Here is a 12,774-nt window from a genome sequence, read left to right on the forward strand (position 1 = left end):
CCGGGATATCCCGGTGAGTCTTGTTACCTCACGAATAGAACCATATTCCTGATAGAGCCGTTGAATCTCTTTGACCTCGTACACGTTTTTCACCCCTCGTATACCTCCTTGAGCAGATTGTTTCTATTATCTCGCTCAAGAAGGTCTTTTTTTCCAGGGGGTAACGGGTCAATTTTCTATGGCCCTGGGGGGTCAATTTTATTTGACCACATACAACATAGAGAACAAAGCACCTTGAATCTTAGTTCTCAAAGAGCATAGCAAAGAGGGTATTCATACTTGTTTTTTAATTCAATATTGGAGTGATAAAGGTTCGTACTGGTATTAGTATTGGCTTGTTTGAGAAGGGCTAAAGAAGTATGAAAAAACTATTCTTTCTTTTATTAGTCAAACCAAAAATAATAGAGTCATTTTTTCATAAGTCTGTATGACAAGGAGTGATAACATGTCTAAAAAATCGCTGTCTATACTTTTTGGGGCAGGAGCCGAAATTTCGTACGGGCTTCCTTCAGGAGGGAAGTTTGCACTTGAGATATTTAGAAGAGATAATGGGAGGGCCAAAGACGAATTTAAAAAGCGCGTGAATAAAGTTAACAAAAAATCACGGTATGCAGTCAGATGGCTTCCGCGAGATTTTAGTAATAAACGGGTACAGACTTTTCGAAAAGATCATTACACTTCTTTAATACAGTCTAGCCTTGAACACAAAAAGTATAAAGTGATCGAATATATTAATCAGTTCGATGCTTTTGCAGAACGAATCGTGAATGAATTAGAAAAAAGGGGTTTAGATATATTGCAATCATTTAAGAATATAACTGGCGAAAGTGTTGGTTCAACGTTTTATTCTCAAGTACTTGAGCTTAATGAATCTCTCAAAATGGGGAACACCCTTTTTGATAGCAAGTATTTCTCAGCTTTACTACAAGTATTGGAGATAAAAGAAAAAGAGGAGAATGACGAATCATTTGAAAACATAAGATTATTCACAAGAACAATATTAGAGTTCTTGGTGGGAGCTTGTGGGAAAGAATTCATTCAGAATTTAAACGACACAATTTTTAAGAAGAAACCAAGTGGAATTGATTTATTCGATGAAATAGGCGGGGTATTTGATTTGCGATATTCGAAAATAGGTTTTGATGGTCTTAAATTTCTCCTAGAAAAACCTTTAAAAGAGCCAAGCTCTAACTCAAATGAAAGTGCTATCGAATATTTTGCATTCAGGATAGTTGAAGATCTAGTTTCTGAAGTATTTGATTATCAAGCACTTATTGATAAAAACTTTAGATATTTGTATTGTCCTAAGGATAATTGGGGTAAATTCTGTAGCATGGCAATCTTCCTGCAAAAAGTTCGTGATTATATGGAACAACAACTTGAAGAAATATATAAAAAAAGTCTAAGCCAGTTTGAAGGTTTTTATCACGACTTAGGTTCGGTGAAAAATTACTTCGACATTAAATGTATAGGAACAACGAATTATACTGATTTAATAGAAAAAATAATTGCAAGTGAGGACATCATTTATTTGAACGGTAGTCTTGATGAATTTTATGATCCTTATTTAAACAAAGTAATTCCATCAAAAGAAGTTGAGAACAGTAATCATATTTTGGTACCGTTCATTTTTGTACAGAGTGGTATAAAACCTTTGACTTCTGTAGATGTTTCACGGAGATATGTTGATTTTTATGATAAATTGAAAGAGTCTGATTTTATCTTGGTAATAGGGTTTGGATTCAATCAAGATGATGGTCACATTAATGGAATCCTCAGAAAGCTAATAATTGATGACGGAAAAACTATTGTGATTCTAGATTATCATCCGACAGGGGATTTTGAAAGCAGCTCTGTTATAGATAATTATTCTACAAAACTCAGACTTGAATCCAAATATCACGATCATTTATTAGTATTTCCTATAGATGACAACAGATGTATTAAATGTGATTCTGATGGTAAAAATACTAAAAACGTTCTTTGGTACGAGTACATTAATGAAAAGATTGGAACCATCGAAAAATCTTCTTCATAAACAAAAGTAAGGCATGGAGTCTTGAACCAGCAGGGCCATAAAAATTGACCTGCTGCTTATGGTAAACCTTAGTTTTTGGCTGTTAGTAACAATTGTTGTCAGGCAACTCCCAGCATCAATCGCCAGCGGCGATTCTCAGCGTCCGATAGGTAAATATTGGTGTCTGTCCCTATTTTTTCCCTATTTTTTCCCAACATCCAATCTCGCTCTTCTGCTCTTTCCGCCGAAGGCGCATGTCAACCGCGAAGCAGTTCTTTCGCCTTCTCGCCTTCTCGGACTCTCGGATTCTCGTATTTTTATCAGGAGTTCGAAACAATCCCGAAGGGATTCGCATCCGCTGCAAAGCAGCTCTTACCTAAACCAAAGGAGCCATCTCTTGACTCTACTGTTATTCATATCCCTGTTATTGGGATCAATCAAGCACATTCTTTTTCAAAAACCTCAGAGTGGTGAGTGTACTAATTAAAATAATAGAATACCTGATAAATGGGTTTGATATAAATACATAAAAGGCTATTATGGATCCAAAGATGATCAGCATTCCATATAAGAAATGACGTAGTGGAAAGAGATTTTTCTTAAACAAGATTCGTGCGTTAAAGTAATGAAACGCAAATAAGAAAATGTAAGAGACGAGAGTTGTAAAAGCCGCAGCACTATATCCAAAGGTGGGTATGAAGATATAATTGAGAAATACATTTATTGCTCCTGCCAGAATTGTTCCAAGAGAAATAATATGCGTTTTCTTCAAGTAAAATTCCAGATTTGCGGGTAAACTATATAAAAACACAAAATAATAAGAAGCACTTATTATTGGCACTAGTCCTAATCCGGGTAAATAGCCGCTTGGTGCTGCTATTTTCACTATTTCTGGCGAGACGAAAACAAGTAAAACGGTAATAGAAGAGAAAAAAGAGATATATGCTAACGTTTTCTTTCTAATATTCTCATAATTTTCGTTTTTCATGTTTTCAAAAAACCATGGGATCCAGGCTAAATTCAATGCTCCCCATATAACGTTTATTATCATACCTATTGTGTATGCAAAACTGTATATTCCTGTCTCCACGCTGCTATAATACTTGTTGATCATAATACGGTCAAATTGCGCAAGAATTATTCCTGAAAGGTTATGAATAATAAGAGGTATTGAAAGCTTCAGTGCATATGACCAATATTCTTTGTTAACGTATTCCCTACCATTCTTTAACACCGAAATATATAGCGATATTGCAATTATTATAGATGACAAAAACATCCCAAAAATTCTTCCGATATACTTTTCAGAGATGAGAAAAATAAACAGTAGAGAAAGTGTGAAATTCAAAATTACGTTTACTAACGAAACAGTTATATATTTTTTGTAATCTCTATTTGAGGTGAATTCAGCAAGCTTGAATCTAATGACAAATTGCGAATAACTGTTGATAAGGAGGATAACCAGTAAGAAAAAAGGTAATCCCAGCGCTTTTGATAACTTTTCATTTAAAGCCAAGAAAACCGCCAGCCACAAGACAAAGATAATAGAAGATAGGAAAAGGACTGAACTCAAATAACTCCTGTATTTTTCTCCAAAGTCATACTTTCCCCTAACAACAGCAGCATTTAAATCTAAAGCAATAAGAATAGAAAAAATTGCAAGCCAGGTGGAATAAATCGAAACCTTTCCAAAATCGCTGACGCTCAATAACCTGGTGAATATAGGTAACGTGAGGAAAGCAAACCCTTTAACAGCAAAATTACCAATTGTATACCAAAATGCAGCTTTTGTATCTCTACTTTTCAAGAATTTTATAATGCCACCCCATTTTATAAAAATTGGACCATGCTAGTTTTTTGCATCACAAGAGTTTTTTAAGTTCGTTCCAATTGCCGATGTCTGTCCATCCAGAATGGGTAGGGTAAACACTAACCTTATATTTGTTTTCGAGAGCAGTACTTATAAGCTCAGTCATATCGTAATACTGATTTTCAGGAATAAGATGCAATATTTTTGGTTCTAAAACATATATTCCAGTGTTTACAATGAAATGATACTCAGGTTTTTCGTCAATTCCTTCTACTGCCTCATTCTTTAAGCGAATAACTCCATATGGAACTCTCAATTCTTGAATAGCACCAATGATGGTAATATCGTTTTCATGAATTTTATGGAATTTCAATACTGATGAATAATCAACATTGACCAAAATATCACAATTACTAACAATAAAAGTGTTATCAAGTAGGTTTCTCATCAAAGAAAGACTACCTGCAGTACCAAGAGGTTTATCTTCTTCAATAAAGGTGATTTCGTAAGGTAAACTACCACGTTCAGCAAAATACGACTTAATAAACTCTTTCTTGTAGTTTACTGAAATCACAAAAAAACTGAATCCCGATTTATAAAATTCATCTATTATTGTTTCCAACATGGGCTTGCCATTAACAGGAATCAGAGGTTTTGGAATTATAGATGTTAAGGGCCTTAACCTTTTACCTTCACCACCAGCCATGATTACTACAGGGATATTGTCATGCTCCTTATCGTTTCGTAAAAACTCTTCAAGAGTAAAGAGCATAATTGGTTTCATCTCAGTATTCACTACAGGGATTCGTGATACCCTGTATTTTAGCATCATTTTCTTTGCCTCTTCTATTGATGGTTCAGTTAAATATTTCGGCTCTCTATTGCAAATATTTATTACTTGTGTATTTAAATCAATATTCTTTAATATTGCCCTTCTTATATCTCCATCAGTCAAAGTACCGACAAGCTTTCCATAGTCATCTATGACAAGAACGATTTTTAAAGTATTAGAATTAAGTTTAGCAATTGCGTCAATTATCCTTGAGTCAGTTTTTATAAGTAAATCTTCCGTTATCTTAAGTTTATTGTTTTTCATGCTGGAGAAGCACCTCCGCCAGAGCAAGATCAAATTCAGTGTCAATATCCACAGATCTATTTACAGGCATTATGTAAGCATAGCTCCCTTGTCCAAAGAAATCTTTCGTCTCAAGTATATAAGAAACTTTAGCAATATAAATCGCACCATTTAGCCTATAAAAAATTGGAAGATCTTGCCTTCTCAGGTTCTTGATTTCAGGTCTTATGAAATCTTTTAAAGACAAGTCTTCTGGTAAAGTGTTTGACCACAATGGCGAGTGTCCAACCTTGCAGACACTTACAACTGAATTGGCGTTTTTCTCTATTAACAGATTAGCTGCTTCTACAATATCTTGAGAGGTCCTTAAAGGTGATGTGGGTTGAAGAAGTACAACGTAATCATATATATCTCCAGATTCCTGCAGTAATTCTATTGTATGGATAAGTACATCCATTGAACTAGCAGTATCGGTTGCTAATTCTTTTGGTCTCATGAATGGAACTTCCGCCCCATATTTTAAAGCAACAGCTGCAATCTTTTCAGAATCAGTTGAAACAATTATCCTGTCAAAAATTCCACTTTTTTTTGCAGCTTCAATAGTATAGGCTAAAAGAGGCTTATTGTTAAGTAGCCTTATGTTTTTATCCTTTAATCCTTTAGATCCTCCTCTTGCTGGAATAAGAGCCAAAAAACGTTTCCCTTTAAACATTACTATCACCTAGGAAAAAATGTTCCCAGGTAAGGGGTTCATCTTCCCTTACATCTTTCGTTAAAATCTTTCCATCAATAATATCTAAGAATTCAGGTGAAATACCAGTTCCAGGCCGTTTGATCTCGACATCCTCCACAGAAATCTTTGTGCCTTTTCGTATAGTTTTTTTAGCAACCAAGCTCTTTCGAACATTTTTCATAATTGAAAGCTCACTCTTATTAGGACCCTTAATTCCATTACCAAGAGCCTTTTCTATATTTTTAATGGATTCTACCATCATTTTTAACTCATGAGGTTCCAATGAAGCCTTGTGATCTGGGCCGGGAAGATTTTTATCCAAGGTGAAATGCTTTTCAATAATACATGCCCCTATCGCAACAGCTGCAATCGGAACTTCGATTCCGAGAGTATGGTCCGAATATCCCACGGGTAGCTTGAAAGCCTCTTTCAGAGTCAACATAGCTTTGAGATTAACTTCATCATATGGACACGGGTAATTGGTAGTACAGTGTAAGAGATAAATTTCTATTTTCGGGTTAACTTGCTTGATTGTGTTCAAAGCTTTCTCAACATCGCCAAGGGTGGCCATCCCTGTTGATAAGATAACTGGTTTGCCTTTTGAGGCGATGAGCTTCAAATACGGATAATTTGTTATCTCTCCAGAAGGCACTTTATAATAAGGTACGAGATTATCTAGGAAGTCAACACTTTCTTCATCAAAAGGAGATGATAGAAAAATAATACCCTTTTCATCACAATACTTTTTGAGTTCAATGAAATCTCTGAATTTTAATTCTAAGCTTCTCACCATTTCAATTTGTTTTATAGATTTCTTTAGATTGTTTTTTTGGTATGTGGCCATTTCTGCGTATTTTGAGATTACCTTTTCCGCTTTAAATGTTTGAAATTTTACTGCATCTGCACCAGCTTCTTTAGCAACGTCTATAAGCTTTTTTGCTAGCTCAATATTTCCATTATGATTCACACCTGCTTCAGCTATGATGAAGACTTTATCTCGACAAATCATAAATTCTCACCCACTTCCCAACTACGAATATCGTAAAACCCTTTCTTTAAATTTATTGGCTCCTTCAGGGTTTTTTTAAGTACTGAAACTATTTGTTCAGCTGCAGTCCCATCACCATATGGGTTCTTCACTGTTTTGCAGAAATCTTGAAAGTCCTTAGATAAAGCCTTCTCAATAGCTGAAGTTATACTATCAGTTGTAGCAGAACAATCGATTACACTTGCCGCTTTAACTCTTCCTGCTTGCCTGTTGCCAATATTAACAGTCGGTTTCCCCAAGGAAGGTACTTCGATGATCCCGCTCGAGGAGTTTCCAACGACTGCATCAACATATTTTATTGTAGAAAGATATTTAAGAGTTCCCATTGATACAAAGGCTTTGCAACGCCCTTTGTCATTTTCCACATACTTGTTTATCATCTGAATTATTATCCTTCCATTTGTATCGGCATTTGGCATGGTAAATAAGATTTTGACATCCTTAAATCGATCTAATGCTTTTAGAAGTTCTTTAAATTGTTTCTCAGAGGGATTGTCATCTAAAGTAACAGGATGAAAAGTTACAAGCAAGTTTTTCGGACCAAACTTAAAACGAAGTTTTTTCTCCAATTCAGCCTTACTCAAAAGTTGCATCGATTTTATATTGTCAAGTCCCAAAGCTCCCACATTATATACGCGATTTGGATTTTCGCCTAATTGAATAACTCTTTTTCTATATTCTTCAGTTGACACAAAATGAAGATAGCTCATCTTTGTTATAGAATGGCGAAAAGCATCATCAATTGCTCCAGCTGTCAATTCTCCGCCATGAATGTGAGCAATAGGAATCTTCATAATGTGAGCAACAACCGCCGCAGAGAAACTTTCGAATCTGTCTCCAAGAATAATTAAGATATCTGGTTTTAGCTTCTTCAGTGATTCTGCAAAGCTAATGATACCCAAACCAACAGATTTAGAAACGCCTATAGAGGTATCACTTGATAAAAGCATTTCAACGGTATCATCAATCTGAAAGCCATCGTCAATGATCTGCCTATAAGTCAAGCCAAATTCGGGTGACAAATGCATTCCAGTTGCAATAATCTGGAGGTCAAATTCCTCCGCTTGTTGAATCTTTTTCATTAAAGGGTATAACAATCCATACTCAGCTCTAGAACCTGTAATAACACATATTTTTTTCTTCATTTTTCTTTTCCCCTAATCTCCGCAGGATTTCCAAAAACTTTGATGTTATCTTTAATATCTTTTATAACAACAGAACCAGCCCCGATAATTGAAAACTTGCCTATTTTTACACTTTGAATGATCGATGCCCCTGTTCCAATATGAGACCCTTCTTCTATAATAACCGAACCACTCAATGTTACTCCCGGGGCTATGTGAACATGGTCTTCTATAACACAATCATGATCTATGGAAGCGCGGGTATTGATGATACAGTTTTTGCCTATCTTGGTGTCAGCATTGATTATTACCCCGGGCATAATTACACTTCCATCGCCAATATCGACTGTATCGTCAACCACAGAATCCGGAGAGATTACTACTGGTAATTCAAAACCGATCCTTTTCAGCATATTGAACAATCTAATTCTATGTTCTGGATTACCAACACTTCCAAGCGTAACTAAAGCGTGTTTTATCCCTTTTTCGAACAATTCCTCGAGCTGATCATCTGTGTATTTAATAGGAATACCAAGAATTTTTTGTCCAAGCTTTTCTTTAGTATCTGAAATACCAACTATGTTGTATTTCCCGATTTTGTTTAGAATAGAGATAACAACTTTACAGTGTCCGCCTCCACCTACAAGAACAATATCAATTTTTGAGGACATTTTTTAAGACCTCCGCAACTTTTTTAGCCATTTCTTCTGTATTCAACGTAGAACTAGGCAAATTCAGTCCTTTTTCATAAATCATATACGCGTTTTTGTAGTTCCCTGTCCTGAATTGTTTATATGGTGGAAATTCGACAATAGGAACAAATATCCTTCTTGAAGGTATACTTTTCTCCTTCAGCTCTTTTTGAATTTGGGGTATATCTTTTTCAGGATGATCTATTAACACAGAAGTTAACCACCAGGAACTTTCAGTTTCGGGGTGAGTTTCCTGAAATTTTATGTATTCACAATCTCCAAGGGTTTCTCGGTAGATTTTGTTGAATCTTCTCTTTTTTTCAAGAAATTCCGGGAGTCTTTCGAGCTGAGCTAATCCGAGAGAAGCTTCAAGGTTTGTCATCCTGTAATTGAATCCGATTTCTGGGTGGTAATACCCTTTACTCGCATCTCTGGCTTGATTTACCAGAAATTTAATGTGCTCTGCGGCTTTTTCATCGTCGGTAGTGATCATTCCACCACCACCGGTAGTTATTACTTTGTTTCCGTTGAAACTGAAACATCCAAATTTCCCAAAAGTTCCCGTCTTTCTTCCTTTGTATGTTGCCCCTAAACTCTCAGTAGCATCTTCTATTATAGGAATTCCGTACCGATTGGATATGTCCATAAGAGCATCCATATCACAGGGATTGCCGTACAAATGTACGGGAATTATCGCTTTGGTCTTTGGTGTTATTGCCTGTTCGACTTTTTCTGGATCCATATTCCAGGTCTTTGGATCAATATCTACAAACACTGGGGTTGCACCAACATATATAACAGGATTTACCGTAGCAATGAAGGTAATTACGGGTACTATCACTTCGTCTCCTGATCCTATTCCGAGTTCGTATAAAGCCATATGCAAAGCGGCTGTGCCGCTTTGCGTAGAAACTGCCTTTTTCGTTCCAATATAAGTAGCAAATTTTTCTTCAAATTCAGGAACAAAAGGTCCAGCAGTAGAAACGTAAGTTGAATCTATACAATTTAGAATATATTCTTTTTCCAAATTCCCAAGGTTTGGTGCATCAAGGAATATTTCCATGCCATCCACCTACACATTGTAAATATCGGGTTTGTAATATTGCATGTGTTCTTTTAACCAACCAATGGTAGCTTTTAAACCTTCCTCAAGAGAATATCTTGGTTTCCATCCTGTGAGTTCTCTGGCTTTAGTTGAATCACACAAAAGCCTTTCAACCTCACTTTTTTCAGGCCGAATCCTTTGCTGGTCAACTTCTATTTCGATTTTTTCACCAATAAGATCTGCAATTAGATTTGCAAGATCTCCAATCGAAATTTCTCTTCCACTTCCAAGATTTATTACTTCTCCAACGCTGTTATCATGAAGTCCTACTTGCCAGAAGCCTTCCACTGTGTTTAGTACATAGTTCATATCCCTTGTTGTATCAAGATTACCAAGATTTATTTTTTTCTTTCCAGCTAGTATTTGTGTAATGATTGTGGGGATAACTGCTCTAGCTGACTGCCTTGGCCCAAAGGTATTGAATGGCCTTATAACAGATACGGGTAAACCAAATGATCTATAGAATGTGACTGCAAGCTGATCTGCTCCGGATTTTGTTGCGGCGTAGGGCGATTGAGGGTTTATTGGATGTTTTTCGTCTATTGGAACGTATTGTGCTGTACCATAAACCTCACTTGTGGAAGTGTGAACCACTCTTTGAATATGCAACTCTCTCGCTGCTTGAAGAACGTTATAAGTTCCTTCAACATTTGTTTTTATATAAGCTAATGGAGAAACATACGAATATGGAATACCTATTAAAGCGGCGAGATGAAAAACTACATCTACACCCTTCACCGCATCTTTTACACTGTCACAATCTCTGATATCACCTGTATAAACTTCTATCTTTTCTTTTACAGACGATTCTTCCAGCCATCCCCAGTTATTCCTGGAATTATATCGGACAAATGCTCTAACCTCGATTCCTTTTGATACTAAATATTCAACTAAGTGTGAGCCTATAAAACCTGCTGCGCCGGTGACTAAAGCTTTCACTTATCTATTTCCCCCCTTTTCGTTCAGAGCCATATAGTCTTCTATTCTTTCAGTATCGTACCATTCTCCATTATGAGTATGAACACCAATTTTTATTCCACTTTAATTTCATCATACCCCAAAGCAATAGTGTAAATGACAACCATATACAAACCAGAGAGGACAGAGAAATTTTGTTCTTAAAACACAGCAGAATTTTGGGCTAAAACACCAGGTGTTTTCAACAATAGGTATGGAGAGGGCTGAAACGATTATGGCAAATGGACTCTATAAGATAGTATTTCTTTCCAGTTCATTATCAAAGATATGAAAAAGCTATCTCCTATAGATGCTGGAAGTAAAAAAGGTATAAAGATGATACTCGGCAGTGAACATAGAAATTAGCAATAAAATCATTATCATTTTATTGTTTTTTGCTTTTTACCTTTGCAAAATAAATAATCAGATTATATACATTAAACAATATTATTCCATGTGAGAGCCTGAAAAAAATACTTCTATAAAAGATAAGGAAAATAGAGGTTACTGAAAAAACTTTAGAGAAGTTAAGTAGTTTTATTCTTTTTAATATTCCGCTAGATTTTATATATAAATACATCCAAAGCACTATTAAATAGTTCCTTAAAATAGTTACCAAATATATAATATCTCTAATATTTGAATAATACTTAAACCTTCCATAAATATATGTGTTTGATTTTGCTTCAAGATAATAACGAAATAAGCTATTGTTTCTCAACAAAATAAAAACTAAAACCAAAAAAACAAATAATAAGAAAATACCACTTTTTGAAATCGGTAAACGTTTTTTCTTGTTGTTTGAAATTAAATATACCAAAATGGGATATAATGCAACTAAGTGAACAGAAATAGAAATCAGAAAGCAAATAATACCTTTAACTTTTTTATTGTAAGTGAAATTTATAATACCATGGAAAACAAACATAAATGAGAGTAAATTTCTAGAACTGGTTAGTAAAAGCAAAGCAGGATATATGACAAATATGAGCATAATAAAATATTTTAAAAGCCTAATGTCTATATTTTCATTTTCAAATATCATAATGATAGAGGTGAAGTACAAATAATAGAACAGGAACACGAACACAAAATTAATGAATTGGGGACTTAAACCGAATGATTTAAGAAAATATATTAAAATATAAAAGAAACTTGCAAAAACGTGGTTTACATTTCCTACATCAAATTCAACAAATTCAAAATATTTCTTATAGTAGATTACTACGTCCCCAACAGGATGATAATTAGGATCATATAAAAATGCCACAATACCCATCCCTAAGGCAATCATAAAACAATAAATATAATATTCTTTTATATTAGTCTTGGAAAATAATAGTAAAAGCAAGGCTGAAAAGAACCCTATTAAAGGGTATGTAATATATAATAGAATTAAAATAACGAATAAAATCATTCCAGTAAACGAAAAATATTGATTAAATTTCTTCTCGTACATAATCATATAAAACTTCCTTTATATCAGTCTTTAAATTTTTTTGCCAATTGTTGTTGCAAAACAAATTTAATCTTCTCTCGACGAAATTAATATTATTAATAGCAGAGGAGTATAAAGCGATTGCGAGGTCAAACAAGTCATGCCTTTCAAATAGATTAAAAGCCTCGATTGGTATGTCTTTTGGGAGAATATAAATATCTTTGAAGTAAGCATTATACGGAGTATCATCAACTGGATGTGGTTTTAAATAAACATTGTAGTTTCTTTGCTTCATAAAATATATAATCGTTTTATATAAATCTAATAATTTTTGTAGTGGAACATTATTGGATTTTGTTAATGGTTGAGTAAGTATTAGTACACTCTTTTTATTGAAGTTCATATATGAAGTTGAAGTCTGGAAATAAAATTCGATCAGGTTCTTTTTGTCTTCATTTGTTATGTTATTTATTAGTGCTTTAAGGTCCAGCTTCCTTGTTTTTTTTGCTCTCCTGTCCTTTATCAGTTCAGGACTTTGAACATAAATTTCTTTTATTTTGGGACTTCTACCATCTCTTAAGATATGTGGATGCCTAAATACAAAAAAAAGAATATTTCTGAACAAGGAAAAGTCAAGTTTATCGTAAATCCTTAAACCATCTTCAATTAAAGAGAATTCAGAGAAATGATTATATAAATAATAAAACAGAAAGGATGAATCATTATAATATATATATATTCATTTAAGTTAAAAGTTTTAAAGGTAAATGTTCCG

11 protein-coding genes are annotated in these 12,774 nt (G+C 34.5%); 1 reads left to right on the plus strand and 10 read right to left on the minus strand.

Going from position 1 to position 12,774, the window contains the following annotated elements:
• Window positions 1-427: 427 nt before the first annotated feature.
• Window positions 428-2,038: a hypothetical protein gene (locus tag DU53_RS11440; protein WP_161484796.1), complete on the plus strand. Its 1,611-nt coding sequence runs from the start codon at window positions 428-430 to the stop codon at window positions 2,036-2,038.
• Window positions 2,039-2,450: 412 nt separating this feature from the next.
• Here the strand turns inward: DU53_RS11440 and DU53_RS11445 are convergent, their stop codons facing one another.
• From DU53_RS11445 to DU53_RS11490, 10 genes are all read right to left on the minus strand, one after another.
• A complete protein-coding gene (locus DU53_RS11445) occupies window positions 2,451-3,824 on the minus strand; it encodes an oligosaccharide flippase family protein (RefSeq protein ID WP_063728753.1) in 1,374 nt (457 codons plus the stop codon).
• Window positions 3,825-3,879: 55 nt separating this feature from the next.
• Entirely contained in the window at window positions 3,880-4,923 is a 1,044-nt protein-coding gene (locus DU53_RS11450; RefSeq protein WP_063728756.1) for a nucleotidyltransferase family protein, read from the minus strand.
• On the minus strand, window positions 4,910-5,614 hold the full coding sequence (locus DU53_RS11455; protein ID WP_063728759.1) for a cytidylyltransferase domain-containing protein: 705 nt from the start codon (window positions 5,612-5,614) through the stop codon (window positions 4,910-4,912). The genes DU53_RS11450 and DU53_RS11455 overlap by 14 nt, the downstream gene beginning before the upstream one ends.
• On the minus strand, window positions 5,607-6,644 hold the full coding sequence (gene neuB / locus DU53_RS11460; RefSeq protein ID WP_063728760.1) for an N-acetylneuraminate synthase: 1,038 nt from the start codon (window positions 6,642-6,644) through the stop codon (window positions 5,607-5,609). Before neuB ends, DU53_RS11455 begins: the two co-directional genes overlap by 8 nt.
• Window positions 6,641-7,828: a UDP-N-acetylglucosamine 2-epimerase gene (gene neuC / locus DU53_RS11465; protein WP_063728762.1), complete on the minus strand. Its 1,188-nt coding sequence runs from the start codon at window positions 7,826-7,828 to the stop codon at window positions 6,641-6,643. The genes neuB and neuC overlap by 4 nt, the downstream gene beginning before the upstream one ends.
• Window positions 7,825-8,478, minus strand: a complete 654-nt coding sequence (locus DU53_RS11470) for an acetyltransferase (protein WP_063728773.1) — start codon at window positions 8,476-8,478, stop codon at window positions 7,825-7,827. Before DU53_RS11470 ends, neuC begins: the two co-directional genes overlap by 4 nt.
• Window positions 8,462-9,562, minus strand: coding sequence for a LegC family aminotransferase (locus DU53_RS11475; protein ID WP_063728776.1), 1,101 nt, complete (start codon window positions 9,560-9,562; stop codon window positions 8,462-8,464). Before DU53_RS11475 ends, DU53_RS11470 begins: the two co-directional genes overlap by 17 nt.
• Before the next feature lie 9 nt (window positions 9,563-9,571).
• Window positions 9,572-10,543: an NAD-dependent 4,6-dehydratase LegB gene (locus tag DU53_RS11480; protein ID WP_063728778.1), complete on the minus strand. Its 972-nt coding sequence runs from the start codon at window positions 10,541-10,543 to the stop codon at window positions 9,572-9,574.
• A 403-nt stretch (window positions 10,544-10,946) separates the two neighbouring features.
• Window positions 10,947-11,855, minus strand: coding sequence for an EpsG family protein (locus DU53_RS11485; RefSeq protein WP_161484797.1), 909 nt, complete (start codon window positions 11,853-11,855; stop codon window positions 10,947-10,949).
• A 145-nt stretch (window positions 11,856-12,000) separates the two neighbouring features.
• Complete coding sequence (locus DU53_RS11490; RefSeq protein WP_369816086.1) at window positions 12,001-12,738, minus strand: polysialyltransferase family glycosyltransferase; 738 nt, start codon at window positions 12,736-12,738, stop codon at window positions 12,001-12,003.
• Window positions 12,739-12,774: the final 36 nt, after the last annotated feature.

The organism is Kosmotoga sp. DU53, assembly GCF_001639905.1.
Lineage (GTDB): Bacteria > Thermotogota > Thermotogae > Petrotogales > Kosmotogaceae > Kosmotoga > Kosmotoga olearia.